Here is a 21,725-nt window from a genome sequence, read left to right as displayed (position 1 = left end):
AGATTTAATTGATGGAAATGGAAAATGTGGAAGCTGGTAGTTTGGCTTCGTTAATTAAATTAGCCCTGGTAAAAGGTTGCCAGGCATATAAAACCTGCTTGATTTTCAGTTGAGCAGGAACAATTAAATGTACCTGGTTATTAATGATAGTCGCTCTGATGGGAAGGTGATTTCCCTTTTCATCCGCTACTTCAAAACCTTTTAAAACCGGCCCATTGCCCAACATCAGCCTTTTGGCATGGCTAAAGTTGATCATGATGGTATTTCCCTTACGTACAGCTTTCACTGCAACAGGGCCAATAGCTGAAATATTTTGATGGTAAGTATTTTTTAAGGCGAGTAAAGCCAGGCGTTCGCCTATCTCTTTTTTATGTGTAGGATGAACATTAAGCGAATCGCCCAGATCAGAGCTCACGGCCATACCTGAATTGGGAATAACAGCCTGCAGTTTTCGTTGTGCATCCCTAAAAAAGGGCCAGGAAGGACGATCGATAGAAGACAGCTGAACACTATAAAAAGGAAAGTTACCATTCCATTTTTCACGCCAGCTTTTAACCAATAATGGAAATTCGTGATTATAAAGCTCAATATTATGTGCATTGCTCTCTCCCTGGTACCAAATCACACCTTTTATTGGAAAGCCGATTAAATTAGAAATCCCGGCTTCATAATTATAGGCTGGTTCGTAAGGGTGCCGTTGTTTCGGGATCAATGCATTTTTGAGGTTTACATTTGCCCTGCCCCTTACCCAATCCTGGATAAAATCCGATTTCCGCCAGTTAGCCAACAAATCAACCAGCAAATTATCATGTTCTAATGTTTTTCGATCCATCCACGATTCGAGCGTTGAACCGCCAACGGCCATTTGAATGAGCCCAATTGGGATTTGCGTATTTGAGACAACTTTTTCTCCAAAATAATAAGCAACGGCTGAAAAACTACCGACATTATTTTCATCGGGTTTAGCCCAGGTTCCAGCGAAATAATTGAGTTCATTTACCTGCTTTAATGTTTTTTCATCCCAGGCAATGTTATCTGTTTCGGCCAGTAGATTATACTTCAATAATCTAACCGGGAGATTTTTGTTTAGCCGGCTTAAGGTAGCCTGAGCGGTAGCCGATGATTTTAACGGAAAGGCCATATTCGATTGCCCCGAACACAACCATACATCGCCAATCATCACATCTTTTAACCAAACAGCATGTTGATTTGACTTAACTTTAAGCAGGTATGGCCCACCAAATTTCATCGGTTTAAAAAACACTTTCCATTGGCCATTTCGATCGGTTATTGTTCGCCGGGTAATGTGGTTAAACTGGACTTCAATCCAATCACCAGCATTGGCTGTTCCATAAACCGGGATCGGCCGGTCGCGCTGCAAAACCATATGGTCAGCAAATAGTGTATTTAATTTAAAGCCTCCAAAATTTCCGGTAATATGTGCATATACCGTTTTTGCAATAATACCAGCGCCATTAATATCAGGATGGAGATTATCGGCAAAAAGCTCCGGGCGGTTATTTAAAGCATTATTGAGGTCGATCAGTTCAAATTGATTTGCCTTTGCAACCCCTTCAATTTTATCCTGAGCCTGCCCATACCAATCGCGTGTTCCCGACTTAAATCTTGGATGACCGCTAAAAATCGGGCTTAGTTTGCAGCAATAAATTTTAAGCTTTGGGTTTCCTTTTTTCAAGCTATCGATCAGCCATTGGTAATCAGCTTGAAAATCGCCTTTATAATTTGGCCAGTTACGGGGATCGGTATCATTTAAACCGAGATGAATAATGACAATATCCGCCTGAAAGTTTAGTGCATCATTAAATTCTTTGGTTTTAAAATAAGGATTATGGCCTTTTTTCAACAAGGTAGCTCCGCTATGGCCGAAATTACCGACCAGATATTGATCGCCCAAAAGCTGCTGCAATTGCGCCGGATAAGATTCTTGTTTTGGATTAGGCAATAAATAACCCGCCGTTACGGAATTCCCGACACAGGCAACCTTTACTTTTTGCGCATAAATATTGCCGCTGATCAAAAAGATCAGTCCTGTTATTAACCCGAAAAAAGCTTTCATAAGGTCTATTTTACGATTTCACTCACCGGAATACGCACAAAGTATAAATCTTTTAAGCCTTCGTAGAAAAAGCCAATGGTCTGGTCATCAATCTTCGTTAATGAGGAATAACCATAAAACTTTCGATCATCTACCAAGAGTTCATTTTTCTTATTCCAGCTTTCCCCCAAATCTAAACTTGCTTTTATGGTTAAATTGTAACGGTTGGCTTGCGTATTATCGTTCCCAAAAAATACCACTTCTTTTTCCTTACCTTTTACCATCACCATGGCTTTAATGAAACTGGCCATGCAAACCGGATCAGGCAATGCATTGTACGAAGTATGGTGTTCTACCCAGGTTTTACCCATATCAGCCGTTGTGGCTACACTTCTAAAGCTGCCGCGGTTATCGCGCATATTCAGCATTAAAATACCTGGTGTGGTTTCTATAATCTGGCTTTCGGTGGTGTTTGGCTTAGGGCCGTCTTCTGTTTTCCAGCTTAAGCCATGATCTGCACTATATAACAGTGTAGAATGTGGCATGGCATTTTCATCCCAATACTGCGCAGCAAAAACCAGTTTACCATCGGCCATAGCGATACCACTACCCGGACCGTTAAAAAACAGATTCCAGGCCGGATCTTTAACATTTTTGGTGATGCTTTTCGGTGCCGACCAGGTTAATCCATCATCATCACTACTCACCAATACCAACTGTCCGGTAACATCTTCTGACAAGCCTGGTTTTGATCCGGCTATTGATCTGTTTCCTTTACTCCACAATGCGGCTACCCATATTTTTTTGGTAACGGGATCAAAAAGAACCGCGGGATCGCCTACCCCATTATTTTCGTTCGGTTCGCCCATATCCATAATTACTTTCATGGGTTCCCAGCTTTTACCGCCATCGGTACTTCTGCTCATGCCCACGTCGATATTTCCGGGTAAATCCCCTGAGTTTTTATAGCGGATATCGTATACAGTAATCAACGAACCTTTGTCTGTTGTAGCAATTCCAGGGATCCGAAAGGTATTAATGCCGTTTTCGCCAGCCTTTTTTACTGCTATCCCCAATCTTTTAACAAAACCTTGCCCCTCTTCCTTAACGGTATATTTTTTAGCATTGGTGTCTTCCATCTGATTCACATGAAATTCAATTTTCGAATCGATATCGGCCTGATCTTTTAATTTTGCACTAAACCAAATGTAATACATACCCGGCTTGAGCTTAATGTTCACCTCAATGCCCATATTTACAGCTATTGGATTAATGGTAGTTAGTTTATTTTTTGCTGAAAAAAGTGGTTCCTGATCGGTAAAATAAACATCAATCTTTTCAACCGACTGCAGTCCAGCGGGATTGAGCTTGGCCGCTATTTTTTTAAACGTAATTTCTTTATCACCTTCCGGGATATAAATCAATACCCGCAAAAGTGGGTTTGAATCCATCCCTTTTAAAACAGGAACTACGGGTGAAGAAGCGGTAATGCTTAACCCTTTTAATGGGGAAGCCTGTAAGGTGAATGTGGTAAGCATGAGCAGCAAATTCAAGACTGCCCCTATTTTAATAAGTTTCATATTTTTTTCTGTTGATTTAAGCATCTTCAAAATCGTTAAATTTTGGACGCAGGAAATAAAGTTGAATCATTAAGGCAATAAAAACAATGATAGAAAGCATGGCAAAATCTTTCCCCAGACTACCTGAATCGGTCGATTTGCCCAATAAATCGGTAATGAAAGCCCCGGCAAAAACACCGGTCATATTCATCACCCCATATGCTGTAGCCCTAGATTTTGAGGAAACAAACTGACAAAGAATTGGCATATTGTTGGCATCAAACATGCCATAACCGAAACCAAAACAAAAAGCAGCTCCAATGATATTGAACAAAGAGTGGCCAAAACCAATAAGCAATAGTGATGGAATGGTTAAACCCAAGCCAATGGCACTGGTGTAAATACGCCCTTTGATATTTTTTTGCACCCACCTATCGGATAAAATACCTCCGAAAATTACCCCTAAAAATGAGGATGCCGCAATCGTAATGGTCGAAATGGGTCCGGCCTGTGCCATATCGATGCCTAAATTATTGGCAAATAAAGTAGGGAGCCAGTTTTTAGTGGCCCAACCAGGCAAACTGGGAATGGCAAAATAGATGAGAATTACCCAAAAAGAAATATTGCTGAATAAAAGCGCCAGTCCTTTAAAAAGCGGTTGTTTAATCCGGATCGTTTCGGTACCCTGTATTTCAGTATGTTTTTTCTCTCTTAAAAAGAACATCAGGATTAATGCATATACAATACCTACGAAGCCGAAAGAATGAAAGGTAGCCTGCCAAGAGAATTTTGAAGCTATAGTTGCACCAAAACCACCTAAAGCCTGCCCCATGTAAAGTCCTGTCATGTGTATACCAATGGCGACAGATCGTGTTTTAGAACTGTGGTAATCGGCAATGAGCGATAATCCCGCAGGAATATAAAGTGCTTCACTAACGCCCATTAATGCCCTTAACCAATAAATCTGATTAAAAGTAGTGGCGTAGCCCATTAAAAAAGTAACCAGCGACCAAACCATTAAACTACCAACAATTAACCACTTACGATTCAATTTATCGGCAATGATTCCTGAAACAGGGCTCATTAGACCATATATCCACAAAAAAATAGCCATCAGATAGCCGAAATTAGTGGCCGATTTTAGCTCAGCAATATCCATCTGCATGGCAGGTTTCATGGTCGAAAGCATTTGGCGGTCCATGTAATTCAACAAGGCTACAAACCAAAGCAATCCCACTACTACCCATGCGTATCTTTTCTCTCTCATTTGTTTGGTTTTAATTTCCCCATTAAAATATTAGGCGTTCTTACCCCCGCTTTAATTTCACCACCTGGGATAATCACCTCCTGACCTAAAAGCACGGCATTGGTGGTCACTGTACCATAAGGCAATAAACCATTTAGGCTGAGCCAGGTATTCTGTTTTAGATCATATTTTAGCACCGACTTACTAAAACCAGGGTGATTAGACTGAAGTTTAATTTTCTGCTGATTTAAACTTTCTTTTTTTACAGGATCTTTCTCCCGATCTATTCCGGCAATTAGTTTTTCTGCCTGATGAAAGGTTTCACCCTGATCTCCACTAAAAATGAAAAGATCTTGCGCATTTGCTACACCCGAGGCGGCAGATAAAGCATAAGGTAATGATTCTTTTATGGTCCAGGTTTGCTTGTCGATATTATAGGTAAATACATTTTTATAGAGCGTACTGGTATCGCCCTGGTTTCTTTTTCTACCCCCGATGATGAAAATTTCCCGGCTGGTTTCAGGATGCAGCAATACCGTATGTGAAACGGGATGAGGAAGATTGATCATTTTTTTCCATCCATCTTGTGGTTTTGTTAAATTCAAGGATAAAAATTGATCTGTTGCTCCATTTTCTACTTCGCCTCCAGTGAGGTAAACAACATCTCCTACTGCGGTTAGCGCGCCATTGCTTAGTCCATTTGGTAAATCGGGAAGAAAGCTGATCTGCAATTCATTTGCTTTCCAATTCAGGATCAATACTTTTTTGCTCAGTCCGTTTTCATTTTCACCGCCGGCAACAACAATACCATGTGGAGTACTACAAACTGCACTGTATGCCAGGTTAAAAGGTAATTTTAAGTCTTTCTTAGCGGGCATTAAACGCAGGTTACTATTGGCTTTTCGATACAGAAAAACATCATCGTAGTATTTCTTTTTGCCACCGTTCCAGGGCATTTCATTAGGAAAATTTGTTCCTCCTGCAATAAGCAACATGTTTTGACTGGTACCTGAAATCGCACCAGCTAAACCCATAGCGGTTGTTTGTTTAGGAGCAGGTGGTATTTTGGCGGCTATATTCCAGCCTATATTTTTAACATAGTGGTGCTGAGCCGATAATTCTGGTGATATGATAGATGTAAGCAAGAAAGTAAGGTATAAGATGATCTTTTTCATGAATACGAAATAGGGATTAAATAAAGATAACCATTGCTTAATGATAATTGAGCGCAATGCGGTTAAGCTTTAAACCTTTTCAATTTTATTTAGCCCGGCTGTTGATTTAAAACCTTCAAAGTCTAAACTTTCAACATCCTTTTTAAAGCGTTCGAATGCGGCTGTATCCATATTTTTAACCGGCAACCTGAATTCGCCGCAGTCTAAACCGATCATTTTCATATAAGCTTTACCTGTTGCAATTCCACCATATTTACCCAATAAGCGAATAAAATCAATTGATTTCTGCTGGAAGGCAACGGCGGTTTTCAGGTCATTTTGCTCAAAAGCTTCAATTAACCGGTTGTATAAAGGCGTCAAATAGTTAAATGTACTGCCTACAGCGCCTTTCGAACCTAAAACCAGCGCAGAAAGCATATTTTCATCACGTCCCCAAAGCATATCGTATTTATTATTTTTGAAACTCATGCAGGAAAGAAAGTCCATAAAATCCTCGTGGGTATATTTTACGCCTGCGAAATTTGCAATTTTACCGTCGACCGCTTCCAATAAATCGATCATATTGAGGTTTGCCCCGGTTAATACCGGAATGTGATAATAATAAAAAGGCATTTCGGGCACTTCTGCAGCAATTTCGGCACACATTTCGGCTAAAACCCCAACATTTGAAGGCTTGAAATAAGAAGGTGCGGTAAAGGAAACACCATATAAACCGATTTCGGCTGCATGTTTTGCCAATACTTTACAATCGGCCAGACAGGTACCACCAAGCAAAGTCATTACCTTAAAATCCTGATCATTTTTGGTGGCTGTTGCCCAGGCTTCGGCAACTTCCATTTTTTCTTCACGGCTAAGTGAAACCCCTTCTCCTGTTGAACCACAGATAAAGGCTCCTGTAACACCGTTTGACTTAAGAAACTGGTAATATGCTGGTATGATTGATAAATTTAATTTTCCTGATGGATCAAACGGCGTGAATGGCGCAGCGATTAATCCTTGTAAATGTTCGTGTTTCATTTGTATTGTTGATAATGGCTATGATGTAATTTGATAGCAGATAACTATCGGAAGGCACTTATCCCGATAGTTATCTGGTGTTATTATGTCCCTTTATATCCAGGGTTTTGATCGCCTTTTAAAGTTTCATCCTGGTTCAAAGTCGATAAATCAATCGGCCACAAAATTTTGTGGTTTTGCCCGGCAATGTTATCTAAAACCCCAACCAATGGCAAATCTTTACGAAAAACCAGTGGATTACCCGAAGCATCCTGCATTCTGCGTAAATCGTACCAACGTTTACCCTCAGCCACAAATTCTTTGGTTCTTTCGGTAAATATGGCCAATTCATTTTGCTCAAAGGTACCGTTAACAAATACTGGCGCAACGCCTGGTGCATATGCGCGATTGCGGACGATCATTATTTCTGCCGCAGGGCTTTGGCCTTGTTTGTTTTTCACTTCAGCCAGCATTAAATAGGCTTCTGCCAGGCGATATACCGGAAAATCATCAGAGTAGTTACGCGCGCCCTCTACTACCACACCAGGGAATTTTCGCAAATTAGTGGCATGAATGGTACCTTTGTTGAAATTCAAAAATGTAGCATTTGCACGTTTATCGTCAACATCAAACAAATTGTACAATTCTATTTTGTATTCGTACCGAATAATTGTTCCACCGCCATTTACCTGTAACGGGTCGGCAGGAATAGCCACACCCTTATCATCTACATAACCGCTTAAAGGATCGGTGATGGCGTAAATGAACTGGGAATAACTATTAGTTGCTTCACCAAACTGATTTCTCATGGCAAATATCATTTCGTTATTACCTTTACTCGCAGCAATACTTGCCGATTTAAAAACGTTACCAAAATCGGGCAATAAACTATATTTCGAAATTACATCTTCCAAAGCTGTTCTGGCCGTAGCTAAATCTGCTACAGTTGTTGCAGGCACCGCATTATCAATTTTAACCTTGGCCGACCATAGGTACACCTCCGCTTTCAACATCTGTGTGGCGCCAAGCGACCATTGTGCTTTTTGAAATTTTGTAGTGTAATTGGTTCCAAAGCTCGATGCCGATTTATCGATATCAGCTTTAATAAAATCAAGCGTTTCTTTTTCTGTTTTTGCCCTCGGCAAGTACATTTCCTGAGCCGATTTTGGATTTTTAATCAATAAGGTTGGCTCCATGGCTAAAGGTACCCGGCCAAAAGTACGGAACAAATGAAAATAATAAAATGCCCTTATTCCGTAAGCCTGACCTAAATAATAAGCCTTATCAGCAGAGGAAAGGTAATTCGCCTGTTCTACCTGATAAATGAAATTATTCACATCAAAAATTGGACGGTAAAAGCCCGACCAGCCGGTTATGCCAGTGCTCGATTCGCGGATATCCTGATTGATTACATTTGCAGAATTCAGCGATGCTGTACCTGTAAAACTGGTTCCGGTTCTTAAAGTTCCGCCACGCATTTCGCCCAGTGTGAATATGGTAAATTGAAAACCTCTCAATTGACTATGAAGACCAACCATCCCCCCCTCTACCTGGGCCGGACTTTTCCAGAAACTTTCGCTGGCAAAATAATCCTCAGGGGTGAGTTGTAATTTTTTACACGCACTGAAAGCGGTGCTTAATATGATTAAGGCAAAGCCTATTAGTATCTTTTTCATTGCAGTTTAATTAGAAAGTAAATTGAAGACCAAAAATTATCGTTCTAGGTAAAGGGTAACCACCACTTCCGGCACCACCAATTCCTATGCTGCTGCTTTCTGGAGAATAGAGGGTCGACTCGCTAAAATAAGCCAGGTTCTGTCCACTTACCGACAGGTTAATTCCTTCACTTTTTAACTTACTGGCCAATTTAGCTGGTAACTTATAGGTTAAGTTAACTTCTCTCAGTGCCAGATAATCTCCTTTATGATAATACATGCTTGATTCGCGGAAAGTATTGTTTTTATAAAGTTGATCTGCCCAGTAATAAGTTGGGAATTTTGCATCCGGATTACTTGGCGACCAGGTGTCCAAAACATCCGTAATGGTGTTAAATGTGCCCTGTGCATTACTTGCAAACCACGATCGTGGTCCATCATAAGCCATAAAACCTAAAGCATAATCAAAACGGGTACTTAGGGTGAAACCTTTCCAGCTTGCGTTTGCACCAAAACCTCCGGTAAAACGCGGAACGGTACGTCCCATGTAAACACGATCGAAGCTATTAATCACATTATCTCCGTTTACATCGGTCCACATTACATCTCCTAAAGCAATCGGAAAGTGCAGGTTTTTATCAGCAGCGCTCATTGCATTATACACATTAGGGTGCACAAGTCTTCTCGCTCCAATTAAATCAACAAAAGATGATGAAGCATAAGCATCTAAATCGGCCTGGGTCCTGATGATGCCTTTAGCCTGATAGGCATAAGCCACGTTTGGATCCTGACCTTCCTGCAAGCCTCCAACCCAGATCAACTCTTTGGTATTGGGATCGTAAACCTGCGTACCCCCTTGCCTGTTGTTTTCTAACCCGTTGGCAGGAAGTTTTAAAATTTTATTAGCATTATAAGCCATATTGAAATTAAAGTTTACCGTCCAGTCTTTGCTTCTCCATACGCTGTAATTCAAATCAACCTCTACCCCCTGGTTTTGCATATCGCCGTTATTGGTCGTAATGGAGGTTATCCCTGCACTGAGCGGAAATGTTAAGGATGCAATTTTATCACTGGTGGTTCGGTGATAGTAAGCCACAGAAAGATCAATCTTGTTTAACAAACGGGTTTCTAAACCAACCTCTTTTGTAATTAAACTTTCCCAGCGCAAATTGGGATTTGGAATATTGCCCAGCAAATAACCAATGCTGCTGTTGTATTTATTAGAGCCATACGATCCCTGTAAAGTATAAGCGCCAATAAAATCGTCACTCACATTACCGTTTGCACCATAACTGGCCCTTAATTTTAAAGTATTCACCACGCCGGTAAGTGATTTAAAGAAATCTTCTTTATGTAAGTTCCAACCTACCGAAACGCCTGGAAAATTACCCCAGCGATTGTTTAATAACCTGGAATATCCATCGCGGCGTAAGGTTGCGGTTAGCAGGTATTTTCCATCATAATCGTAATTCATACGACCAAAGAATGATAAAATGCGCTGACGGGTATGATAGGTATCTGTAGCACGTCTATCTTTTTCTGAATTGGTAAGTGCCAGATCAGAAAAGTCGTCAGTAGGTGCGCCGCTTCCTGAAGCAGATAAACCCTGGGCATACGTATCATAATATTCAGTACCCACCATGGCATCGATATGATGTTTGGTTGCTATCGTGGTGTTATAATTGATTACGCCATTATAGGTTTGGCTTAGCGTTTTATCAAAAGATGCCGACGAAGTACGGGTTCTGTTATAATTTCCGGGGCTAGATAAAAAATCCCTGTTGAAAGATTCATAATTCCCGTTGTTAAAGAAGTAGTTTCCACTCACCCTTAATGACAGGTTCTTCAAGAAATCTACTTTTAAAGCCTGGCTTAATGTAAATTTATCTGTATTGTTATTCCGGATAAACTTATCGTCGTTTACCGCCGGGTTGCCATCAAGATAATCTCTGCCGACCAATAAATCACCATTCTCATTCATTCCCCTCATGGTTGGTGGCGCACCTAAAGCACGGGTAAGATAATTTCCTTCCGAGTTAATCGCATCTCGCCATTTGGCATTGGCAAAATTTAAACTGGAAATAGAAGTTAACCAGGGTTTTATCTTATAATCGCCATTTAATACGAAGGTTAATCGTTTATAAAAGGTATTAATGGGCATTCCTTTTTCATCATAACTGCCCAAGCCTGCATAATATTTACCTTTCTCATTCCCACCTGTCATCGATACATTATAATCCTGTGTCAAACTATAATCTCTAAGTGCATAGTCTGAGTAGTTAAAATCCTTATAGATGATCTCTCTGTTTATCCCATTCGGATCATAGGCTCCCGCAGCATTGGTTTTTAAAGGGTCAGTCATCACCTGCCATCCTTTTGCCAGTAATTCTTCATTGGCAGCACTTCTAAACATTGGACTCCACACTGCCGAAGCATTCAGGTTTCCATCCAGAATATTCCCCGCAGCATCTTTATATAAGTTACCTGTACCAAACGGACCTGTTGTATTTAATTGCGTTAAACGGCTAGGTTCGTACATTCCTGAAGTTTCAATTGCTTTTCTCGACCAATAAATGTATTGCTCTGCATTTAAAAATTCGAACGGGATGTTTAATTTATTAATACCTACTTTAGATTTTATAGAGATATTGGAAGCGCCCTCTTTACCTTTTTTAGTGGTGATCAATACCACACCATTACTGGCCCTGGCGCCATAAATGGCCGTAGCAGAAGCATCTTTTAACACCTCAATCGATTCAATATCATCCTGGTTAATGTCGCTAAAACCCGATCTCAGCAAACCATCCACCATTACCAATGGCGAGCCGCCCCCTGTGTAACTGGTACCACCACGTAAAACAATATTAGGTACCGAACCCGGACGGCCAGAAGTTTGCTGAACCCTTAAACCAGGGATTGTACCAGCCAAAGCAGATGCCGGGTTAGAACGTATACCCGTTTCCAAAACTTTAGCATCCAGTTTTGATACCGAACCTGTAAGTTTCGATTTTTGGATAGTACCATAGCCCAAAACAACAACTTCATCTAAATTCTTGTTATCCTCTGCCAGCGCTACATTGATACTGGTGTTATTACCAACTGTAATTTCTTTGGCGGTGTAGCCTGTAAAGGAAAATACCAGAATATCTCCCTGTTTAGCGGCAATGCGGTAACGACCGTCATTATCGGAGGCTGTGCCTGTTTTCGTGCCTTTAACAAGAACGGTTGCACTTGGAATCCCCATTCCAGATACGTCAGTAATTCTACCCGATACCGTACCGGTTTGTGCCACGGCTGTTAGCGCAGTTAAGCAAACAGCCAAACTAAGCAGAAACTGCCTAGCAAATGTTTGGTAAATTTCTTTCATAATTTGGTTATCTTATTTTGTATTATGTTATACATAATAATACTAAGTACCGACTTATTTTAGATATTTGCAAATAGTTTCGATAAACTTTGAGCGAATATTTAGTTGCTTAACTTTATATTTGCCCAGAAAGCTATTTAAAGACCGATTTTAAAAGAAAATAAATTATACATAATAATGGAGAGCATCAGTAATTTTAAACAAGTGGATACCAGTTCGTTGGTAGATCGTGTAGAAGATAAGCTTGTTCAACTATTGCAGGAACGCAAACTTAAAGTTGGAGATAGCATCCCTACAGAGCTCGAACTTTGTGCCGCGCTGGGTGTAAGCAGAACAGTAGTTCGCGAGGCCATGTTGAGATTACGAATGATGGGATTAATTGAATCGAAAAAGAAAAAAGGCGCGGTGATCACCAGTCCGGATTTATTTGGCATCCTTTCCAAAAGTATGAATCCACATATTTTGGATCAGGGAACGCTAAAACAAATATTCGAAATCAGGCTGGTGCTCGAAATTGGAATGGCTGATTTTCTTTTTCAGCGCATTACCGCCGAAGACCTGAAAGAACTGAGAACCATTGTGGATAATGAGCCCGAGGCTTCGCAAGATCATTTATTTAATATCGAGCACGAGATTGCTTTCCACGGAAAGCTTTATGATATCACCGGAAACGAAACCCTGAGAAAATTTCAGAGCATGTTATTACCAATATTCGATTTTGTACACAATAGCGGCTTACTAAAAAAGCAAGGGCAACTGCATAAGTTTGTATCACATAAGGGTTTAGTCGACATTTTAGAAAACGGATCGCCTGAACTTTTCCGCAACGCGATGAGAAATCATCTCGAAAATCATTTTAACCGCTTATTTGCTGAAGAGTAGTTCATTGGTCATTAGTTCATTGGTTCACTAGTCATTAGTTCACTGGTCATTAGTTCACTAGTCATTAGTTCATTCGTTCAATGGTCATTAGCTAATTAGTATGGATAATTGGTTAATTGATTCATTCGTTCAATGGTAGTTAGTTCATTATGATGGTAATTCTTTAACTAACGATCGAATTTAAGCTCCATCCTCGTTGTAAGCCGATTTTCACCAGTAATCCTATCTACAGCGCAACCCCTTAATGTTCTTAACCTCTTAATGTTTTAAGATTTGTTAACATTCATTCCCTCAACAATGGCCTGATTTGATCTACATCGCTTGAGCTATGCGTAAAAGAATCCTAAAACAAAAAAAGGCTTTCTTTATGATAAAGAAAGCCTTTGCCCGGAAATGATCCGTCTAACTTAGGATAATCTGGTAATTTACATTTACTCTTTTCGGATAATTGCTTTCCTCATTATTTAAGGAAACAAACGCAGCATTATCATGAACTTCATTTTTCAATGCATGTTCATAATGCGATTGGATAGTTTCTTGATAATCGTGCTGAAGGTTTTTCGTTGTTTCGGCTAAAAGATTTCTGTCATTCAGGTTTTCTGGCAATAAAGTAATATCGCAGTTTCCTTCACTGATTTCTTTGACTAAGTATTTCATTTTTGGTTTTAAATCTTCGTTTCCTGTTTTATAAATAAGATTTCGAGAACGGTCAAAAATATGGTAAGTCTTTATTTTGTATGTAATCTAAAAGTTAATTTTTTACTTAAAATGATGTATTAACTTTTATGCAGCATGCATTACAATAGCTACATAAAACCATTGGAGTGTAACTAAGGTTCTCCTATTCAAAACCAATCGTTGTGCTTTCCATAAAAACAGATTGAAACCTTTTAGCCTGGCCATTGTTAAGCAAACACAAGTAATTTATTTACAATAGGTTAATCAGTCACAATAACCTGATGGAGAACGAGAAAAATGAAAAGAATATTAGTGGTTGACGATAATCAGGAAATACTGGAGCTTATAGAATTAATTTTAAATCTGGAAGGTTATCAGGTAAGTGGATTAATGGATGCAAGTCATTTTAACCAGCGGATTACCGATTTTAAACCTGATTTAATTTTGCTGGATGTGATGTTAGGTGCCCTGGATGGGCGTGATCTTTGTAATCTGCTCAAAGCAGACCAGTTAACCTTACATATTCCGGTGATTATGATTTCTGCCAGTCATAACTTAAGCGATATGAAAGGCAGTATTTGTCACCCTAACGATTTCATTGCCAAACCATTCGACATCAGCAACCTGATTAATAAAGTAAGCGCACAGCTAGCAGCCTAAAAGATATTTAAGGTTTTGCGTTAAAATAATTACTCATAAAAACGCTCTGAAACTTAATGGCATTGGCCCAATAGTCCCAGTTGTGTACACCAGGTCGGGTGGTAAAATCGTGCGGAATATTGTTATACAAAAGCTCGTCATGCAAACGTACATTCATTTTATAGAAAAAATCTTCGGTACCACAATCGATGGCAATGGCAAGTGCACCAGGTTTAATGCGATAAATCATGTCAATCACACTGTTCTGTTTCCACCGTTCCGGAAATTCATCCTGCGTACCTAACCTTTTCGAAATATTCCACCCATTTGGAAAAGGTTTAATGTCTACGCCCCCACTCATGCTGCCCACCGCACCATAAACATCCTGATGTTTAATCGCCAGGTATAATGCACCATGTCCGCCCATACTTAAACCCGTAATGGCCCTGCCCCTTTTTTCGGCAATGGTTTTATAATGTTCATCGATATAGCTTACCAGCTCTTTAGCCACGTAAGTCTCATATTTCCATTCAGCATCTACCGGACTATCGAAATACCAGCTGGTTACATTACCATCCGGGCAAACAATAATAAACTGATATTGATCGGCCAGGTTTTTAATGCCCGGTACTTTTTTGGCCCATTCGGCATAGCTGCCACCAGCACCGTGGAGCAGGTAAACCACTGGGAAAGTTTTTCCGGTTTTATAACTATCGGGCTTAATAACCACCGCCTTAATATTTTTTTTCATTGATTGGCTATAGGTCAAAGCAGTGTCTACTTCAGCAGCATTTAAGATATGGCTAAACAAAAACAAACAGATGGCTATTAAAAAGCTATTTCTCATGGGTAATTTTAACTATTAATACGATACGGTGCTAAATTTATAAAAAACCAGCTATTGTTTGCCTTTTCTACTCATGAAAATCAAAAAATAATTGGGTTTGGGGCATCTATTCCTTAAACAGCTAAAAAACTTTAAAACAATTTTGTTACCTTATGGTTGTTGAACGGTGAACCCATCTAAAAATGCTTAAAACCTACCCATTTTACATCAAAGCTCCTGTAATTCTTTTAGGAATCGTAATTACAGTATTTATGATGAGTGTGCTGAGAGATATTCTTGTGCCACTTGCTTTCGCAGCTTTAATTGCGATATTACTTAATCCGCTTACCAATCGTTTCGAAAGGAAAATGCCCAAAATAGTAAGCATTATGCTCGCTATGATTATCGGTATTGTGGTGGTCGTTGCCATCCTTTATTTTCTATCCTCGCAGGTCGCGCACTTTTTTGATGACCTGGACAGCATTAAACACAAGTTATCACAATTGTTAGAAGAAATCAGAGCCTGGCTACAAACTACCTTTGGCATTTCTTCACAAAAACAAATGCAAATGGTTAACGATGCCGCAAATGGCAGCAAGGCATTAATCGGCCAGACCTTAAGTGGCTTAATGGGTGTATTAAGTGTGGTTTTTCTAATACCTGTATATACTTTTTTAATCCTGTTATACAAAACACTGATCTTAAACTTTATTTACGAAGTTTTTTCAGAAGAAAACAAACAAAAAGTTGCCGAGATTTTAGGCGAAACGAAAGCGGCGATTCAAAGTTATATTATCGGTTTACTGATCGAGACTTCAATTGTTGCGGTCATGAACTCGGCCGCCCTGCTTATTCTTGGTGTACAAAATGCCATTCTGATTGGCGTTATCGGGGCAATATTAAACCTGCTACCCTACATCGGAGGGATTATTGCCATTGCCTTACCCGTATTAATGGCTACTTTAACCATGGATGGTTTTACTACTCAACTTTTAATTATAGGTGCTTATGCGCTGATCCAGTTTATCGATAACAATATATTAGTACCACGCATTGTTTCGAGTAAGGTGCAAATTAATGCGCTGATCTCTATCGTAATTGTATTGATGGGCGCTGCGCTTTGGGGCATACCCGGTATGTTCCTTTCCATTCCTTTTATTGCGGTGCTGAAAATCATCTTTGACCGGATTGATGGCCTTAAACCCTGGGGGAAATTGCTGGGTGATAACATCCCGACTGAACACATGGGGCAAGTGAAAAGATTTAGGAGGAAGAAAACCGTGGCTACTGGTAAATAACATTCCTTTTATTTATTTGAAAACAGGCATTCAATAATTGGCCACCTAGACCCGATTGGAGTGGGCATCCCGATAATCATCGGGATAAAACGGAAAGCGGGAACAAACCTTAATAGTCGCACCAAATTGCGCACCTCATTTTCAACCTGGTCATGTTCAGCATGAAAGGGCACATATCATTTGCCGCAAATTTCGCAGAAAGCGCTGATTTATAATTTTAATCTGCGTTCATCCGTGTGATCAGCGGGAAATATCTTTCGACTCCGCTTAGGGTGACAGCCGAATGGATAAATTGCCAGGCATTGATATTTTAATCGCACCAAACTGTAACCCCAATATTTAATTTTGTCATGTTCAGCATGAAAGGGCGCATATCATCTCCCGCTAATTTCGCAGAAAGCGCTGATTTATAATTTTATCTGCGTTCATCCGTGTGATCAGCGGGAAATATCTTTCGACTCCGCTTAGGGTGACAATCGAATGGATAAATTGCCAGGCATTGATATTTTAATCGCACCAAACTGTACCCCCAATATTTAATTTTGCCATGTTCAGCATGAAAGGGCGCATATCATCTCCCGCTAATTTCGCAGAAAGCGCTGATTTATAATTTTATCTGCTTTAATCCGTGTGATCAGCGGGAAATATCTTTCGCCTCCGCTTAGGGTGACAATCGAATGGAAATCACATATGATCTTCCGATCAATTGTAAATTTTATTACTTTTGGTTTATTCTAATCAACATGAAACCAACCGCTTTTCTTTACTTAACGCTACTGCTAACGGCATTAATTTCTAAAACTTTTGCCCAAAACAAGTTACAATCTTCATCCTTCATCACTTTTAATGGCTATAGCCATACCATTGCTGAAAAATTTGGGAAAAGCGAACCCGTAACCGTTGCCTTTTTAGGCGGATCGATTACCAATATGGAAGGCTGGCGTGGATTGGTATGTAACTATTTAGCCAAAACGTATCCGCAAACAAAATTTAGGTTCATTAACGCTGGTATTCCATCATTGGGCAGTTTACCGCACGCCTTCCGCCTTCAGCGCGATGTACTTGATAGTGGAAAAACAGACCTCTTATTTATAGAGTCTGCGGTTAATGACCATGTCAACAAAACAGCAGAACAAACACAGCGAAGGGCTTTAGAGGGCATCATCAGACACACCTTAAGTAAAAATCCGAAAACCGATATCGTCATGATGGCTTTTGCCGATGAAGATAAAAATGATGATTTTGATAAAGGTAAAATCCCAACTGAAGTAAAGGTGCACAGCGATTTAGCCGAATATTACCATTTGCCATTTATTAACCTCGCTTTAGAAATTGAGAAGCGCATTGCCAATGGCGAATTTACCTGGAAAGGTGATTTTAAAGACCTGCACCCTGCACCTTTCGGACAGCAACTTTATTTTAATACGATCAAAACTTATCTGGAAGAAAATCAGAAAAATGCCGGCAAAAAAGCTTCTGCGAGTCTTCCTAAAATCATTGATAAATTTGCTTATACCAAAGGACAGTACATCAGTATTAATGCTGCCGAAAACTTAAATACTTTTAGCATCAATAAAGACTGGAAACCAAACGACGGATTGGAAGGCAGGCCTGGTTTTGTTCATATCCCGGTGCTTGAAAGTGATACCAGGAACAGTACCTTCGATTTGATTTTTAAAGGCAATGCTGTGGGAATTGCGATTTTATCGGGTCCGGATGCCGGAGCGCTTCATTACCGTATAGATGATGGAGCAGAAAAAATGGTCGATCTGTATACACAATGGAGTTCTAGCTTACATTTACCCTGGTACTTGTTACTCGGCGATCAATTGACTAACGGCACTCATAAATTAAGTGTACGCATCAGCGATCACCACAACTCAAAATCAACAGGTTATGCTTGTCGCATTGCTTACTTTTTGGCAAATTAAAATTAGACCAATATCGTGGTCGTTTGTAACCTATTGTTTGGATAGATGTTTTGAGCGTTTTGCTAACTAACTTTAATAAAACGCAGGTTCTACCGAAGAACGCCGTCAATCCCAAGGGCCTGAAAAATCAAAAAACAGGTGCTCAATAGTAAACATTGCATTAACAAACCTTAAACGCAGTGGTTTTGTGTTCATAAATGCTAATTTAAAGTTTTTAGGAACATTGAACACAAAACGAAGTGCCACTGTTTTTTGATGTGTGTGGGATTGTGTAAAAGGCCCATTGTTGGATTGACAAAGCGCTTTGGGTACTTTGGCGCGACAAAGTACCATGCCACCGCGGCAGAGAGCGGAAAAATCAAAATTTGTGTCTAAATATTAGTTTGTGTTAAATCTTTGTGATCATTCGAAACAGGTTTCTAATCTGTAAATAAGTATTCTATATTTGCTATACTTAATCGATTTAGTTTAATTCATTCAAACAATATTGATTGACGATTGCTTATAAAGAAAATAACTCATGAAAAACATCAAATTAATTATCCCGGCAGTATTATTATTATTTTCGGCCTGTAGCGAAGCCACCAGAAATACAGCTAATAGCAAAAGCGATAGCATAACACAAACAGGCATGACCAGCAGAACTGATTCGCTCGAAGCCTCCATTAAGGTAAATGGTAATGTAGCCCTGGGCGATCCATTAATGTTAAGGTTTGTGGTATACAATAATTCTGATACCACTAAAAGTTTTTGCATCTGGCATACACCATTTGAACCCTTAATGAGTAGTTATTTAAGCATAACAAATGAAAAAGGAGAAGAAGCGCAATACAAAGGTGCAATGGCCAAAAGGATGATGCCTCCACCCGCTTCCAGCTATTCTACTGTAAAACCTGGTGATAGCCTGGTTGCTAACGCCGATCTGTTAAAAGCTTATGACCTGAAAGAAGGATCGAGTTATAAAGTAGTTTACACTGGCGGGAATATGAGCGGACTGGTATCCAGAGATACTATCACCTTTGTTTATACCGAATTGCACTAACAAAAAGCATATCTACATCATATCATCTAGTTTTTTAGCCACAGCTTTACACGGATAAACACAGATCTGACCATTTTATGGCTGAGTCATCGTTTTTACCTTCCGAGAACCTAAACAGGCTGTGGTTAATTTAAACCTACCGATTGTGGCATTTCCACCCCCTATTTTGTCGCATTTACACTTTCTGAGTTGTTAAAGTTCCCCTAACTTTATTAAAAAATTAAACACTTTAAAACATGGAAAATAAAACATCAATCACTGTTGAAACTACAGTAAATGCGCCGGTAGAAAAAGTCTGGGAATTTTGGAATAATCCGGATCACATTACTAAATGGGCATTTGCTTCGCCCGATTGGCATACGCCCTACTCAGAAAACGATTTAAAAGTTGGTGGCAAATTTAAAAGCACCATGGCTGCAAAAGATGGCAGCATGAGTTTTGATTTCGGAGGAACCTATACCACCGTTGATCAACATAATAAAATTGAATACACCATGGAAGATGGCAGAACAGTAAGCATTATTTTTGATGCACTAGGCGAAAAAACCAGGGTAACCGAAACTTTCGATGCCGAATCAACCAACCCTATCGAAATGCAACGCGGCGGATGGCAGGCCATTCTGGATAATTTTAAAAGTTACACTGAAGAATCATAAACACATTTTTAATAACATCTTGCGAGATAACAAGTCTATAAACAGGTTATCACAGATAGTTCCAATAAAAAAGTCGTCATTGCGAGGTACGAAGCAATCTTAAAGCGCTCGCTGCTAGCGATAGTTGTAAGATTGCTTCGTCGGCTGAAAAAGCCTTCCCGCAATACTGATTTGATTTTCTAAACTCAGTTTTCGATTAAATCGGCCCCATGCTAAGCCTTAAGTAACAATTCGATTATTATTTGATTCGCATAATTTTTGATTTGAACCGAATACTTTGATATTGTGATCATAATTTACATTTGCCGTGTAAATTATACACTATGTCTCGTACATCTTTATTTTATTTTTCGCTATTATTATTTATCAGTCTATCCATCGGTGTAAATGCACAAACACTCAGCTTAAAGCAGGCAGTTAATACCGCATTAAACAATTATGGTACGATTAAAGCCAAGGATAATTATGCAAATGCATCAAAAACATCTATCCAACAGGCCAAAAGAGAGTATCTCCCAAACTTTAGCCTAAGTGCCCAGCAAGATTACGGAACCATTAACGGCCAAAACGGGCCACAGTATGGTTTGGGTGGTTTAGGAACAGCTTCTTCTGGTCCATCTCTAGACAAACAAAACTGGAATGCCGCATTTGGCGGGCTCTATCTGGCCAACGTAAACTGGGATTTCTTCACTTTCGGAAAAATCAGAGAACGTATTAAAATTGCCGATGCCGCTTACCAAAGAGACAAGAATGACCTGGAGCAGGAAAAATTCCAGCAGGAAATCCGTGTTTCTGCCGCATATTTAAATTTACTGGCTGCACAAAGGTTAAGCAAATCGCAACAGAAAAATCTCGATCGTGCCATCACCTTTAAAAACACTGCCGTAATCAGGGCTAAAAATGGATTAATTGCTGGGGTAGATTCTTCTTTCGCAAAAGCCGAAGTTTCTAACGCTAAAATTGCTTTAACAAAAGCGAAAGACCTGGAACAGGAACAGGCCAACCGACTGGGCGTTTTAATGGGATTAACTGCAATATCCTACGAGCTGGATACTGCATCGATTACGCGCATCCCCGGCAATCTGCTCGAAGATACAGTGATCAAAAGTTCACATCCACTTTTAAAGTTTTACCAAAACCGTGTAGAGGTTAGCCAGCAACAGGTTAATTACTTCAAAAAACTATACTATCCTACGTTTACTTTATTCGGTGTAATGCAAGGCCGCGGTTCGGGTTTCAGTCCGGGTTATGCCTTAGACCAAACGGCTTATTCTACCAGTTATGCAGATGGTATAAATCCTACCCGCGGAAACTATTTGATTGGCATAGGAATGACCTGGAACCTGTCAACCTTACTCAAAAACCGCCCGCAGGTACGTGCACAGGAATACATTAGTCAGGGATTAAAGGAAGAATATAACCTTGTCGATCAACAGTTGAAAGCTCAATTGGCCCTTGCCGAGACTAAATTAAGCAATGCTTTGGCTAACTATAGAGAAGCGCCCATTCAGGTAAAAGCTGCATCAGATGCCTATTTGCAAAAAAATACGCTTTACAAAAACGGGCTCACCACATTGGTTGATCTTACACAAGCGCTTTTTACCTTGAACCGAGCCGAAACCGATCGGGATATTGCCTTTACCAATGTTTGGCAGGCCTTGCTGCTAAAATCGGCAGCGCTTGGCAATTACGACATATTTATCAACGAATTTTAATCTG

Annotated in this window: 16 protein-coding genes; 7 read left to right on the top strand and 9 right to left on the bottom strand. The window is 39.8% G+C overall.

What is annotated here, in order from left to right; genetic code table 11:
- Positions 1-4 precede the first annotated feature (4 nt).
- From AC07YT_RS07660 to AC07YT_RS07630, 7 genes are all read right to left on the bottom strand, one after another.
- Positions 5-2,077 (bottom strand): GDSL-type esterase/lipase family protein, encoded by a 2,073-nt coding sequence (locus tag AC07YT_RS07660; protein WP_086545496.1) that lies wholly within the window; start codon positions 2,075-2,077, stop codon positions 5-7.
- A gap of 5 nt (positions 2,078-2,082) precedes the next feature.
- On the bottom strand, positions 2,083-3,636 hold the full coding sequence (locus AC07YT_RS07655) for an exo-alpha-sialidase (protein ID WP_494945256.1): 1,554 nt from the start codon (positions 3,634-3,636) through the stop codon (positions 2,083-2,085).
- A 16-nt stretch (positions 3,637-3,652) separates the two neighbouring features.
- Positions 3,653-4,882, bottom strand: a complete 1,230-nt coding sequence (locus AC07YT_RS07650) for an MFS transporter (RefSeq protein WP_086545494.1) — start codon at positions 4,880-4,882, stop codon at positions 3,653-3,655.
- Positions 4,879-6,036 (bottom strand): hypothetical protein, encoded by a 1,158-nt coding sequence (locus AC07YT_RS07645; protein ID WP_086545493.1) that lies wholly within the window; start codon positions 6,034-6,036, stop codon positions 4,879-4,881. Before AC07YT_RS07645 ends, AC07YT_RS07650 begins: the two co-directional genes overlap by 4 nt.
- Before the next feature lie 69 nt (positions 6,037-6,105).
- Positions 6,106-7,053 (bottom strand): dihydrodipicolinate synthase family protein, encoded by a 948-nt coding sequence (locus AC07YT_RS07640; RefSeq protein WP_086545492.1) that lies wholly within the window; start codon positions 7,051-7,053, stop codon positions 6,106-6,108.
- Positions 7,054-7,136: 83 nt separating this feature from the next.
- Positions 7,137-8,708 (bottom strand): RagB/SusD family nutrient uptake outer membrane protein, encoded by a 1,572-nt coding sequence (locus AC07YT_RS07635; protein WP_086545491.1) that lies wholly within the window; start codon positions 8,706-8,708, stop codon positions 7,137-7,139.
- Positions 8,709-8,718: 10 nt separating this feature from the next.
- A complete protein-coding gene (locus AC07YT_RS07630; protein WP_086545490.1) occupies positions 8,719-12,054 on the bottom strand; it encodes a SusC/RagA family TonB-linked outer membrane protein in 3,336 nt (1,111 codons plus the stop codon).
- Positions 12,055-12,231: 177 nt separating this feature from the next.
- Between AC07YT_RS07630 and AC07YT_RS07625 the strand changes: the two genes are divergently transcribed.
- Entirely contained in the window at positions 12,232-12,936 is a 705-nt protein-coding gene (locus tag AC07YT_RS07625) for a FadR/GntR family transcriptional regulator (protein ID WP_086545489.1), read from the top strand.
- Between the two features lie 402 nt (positions 12,937-13,338).
- Here AC07YT_RS07625 and AC07YT_RS07620 read toward each other — a convergent pair whose 3' ends face one another.
- Positions 13,339-13,593, bottom strand: a complete 255-nt coding sequence (locus tag AC07YT_RS07620) for a hypothetical protein (RefSeq protein WP_086545488.1) — start codon at positions 13,591-13,593, stop codon at positions 13,339-13,341.
- A 318-nt stretch (positions 13,594-13,911) separates the two neighbouring features.
- Here AC07YT_RS07620 and AC07YT_RS07615 point away from each other — a divergent pair, with 318 nt between their 5' ends.
- Positions 13,912-14,274, top strand: coding sequence for a response regulator (locus AC07YT_RS07615; RefSeq protein WP_086545487.1), 363 nt, complete (start codon positions 13,912-13,914; stop codon positions 14,272-14,274).
- 7 nt (positions 14,275-14,281) lie between these two features.
- Here the strand turns inward: AC07YT_RS07615 and AC07YT_RS07610 are convergent, their stop codons facing one another.
- Positions 14,282-15,100, bottom strand: a complete 819-nt coding sequence (locus AC07YT_RS07610; protein WP_086545486.1) for an alpha/beta hydrolase — start codon at positions 15,098-15,100, stop codon at positions 14,282-14,284.
- Between the two features lie 182 nt (positions 15,101-15,282).
- Between AC07YT_RS07610 and AC07YT_RS07605 the strand changes: the two genes are divergently transcribed.
- From AC07YT_RS07605 to AC07YT_RS07585, 5 genes are all read left to right on the top strand, one after another.
- Positions 15,283-16,377 (top strand): AI-2E family transporter, encoded by a 1,095-nt coding sequence (locus tag AC07YT_RS07605; RefSeq protein ID WP_086545485.1) that lies wholly within the window; start codon positions 15,283-15,285, stop codon positions 16,375-16,377.
- Between the two features lie 677 nt (positions 16,378-17,054).
- Positions 17,055-18,308, top strand: coding sequence for an SGNH/GDSL hydrolase family protein (locus tag AC07YT_RS07600; protein ID WP_086545484.1), 1,254 nt, complete (start codon positions 17,055-17,057; stop codon positions 18,306-18,308).
- A gap of 520 nt (positions 18,309-18,828) precedes the next feature.
- Complete coding sequence (locus tag AC07YT_RS07595) at positions 18,829-19,350, top strand: hypothetical protein (protein ID WP_086545482.1); 522 nt, start codon at positions 18,829-18,831, stop codon at positions 19,348-19,350.
- Positions 19,351-19,586: 236 nt separating this feature from the next.
- Positions 19,587-20,006 (top strand): SRPBCC family protein, encoded by a 420-nt coding sequence (locus AC07YT_RS07590; protein ID WP_086545481.1) that lies wholly within the window; start codon positions 19,587-19,589, stop codon positions 20,004-20,006.
- Between the two features lie 323 nt (positions 20,007-20,329).
- The gene (locus tag AC07YT_RS07585) at positions 20,330-21,721 is read left to right on the top strand and encodes a TolC family protein (RefSeq protein WP_086545480.1); all 1,392 of its coding nucleotides are present in this window, start codon (positions 20,330-20,332) and stop codon (positions 21,719-21,721) included.
- Positions 21,722-21,725 lie beyond the last annotated feature (4 nt).

Source organism: Pedobacter sp. GW460-11-11-14-TSB4 (genome assembly GCF_059423705.1).
Note: the sequence above shows the minus strand (reverse complement) of the source record. Positions and strands in the feature narration are given on the sequence as shown.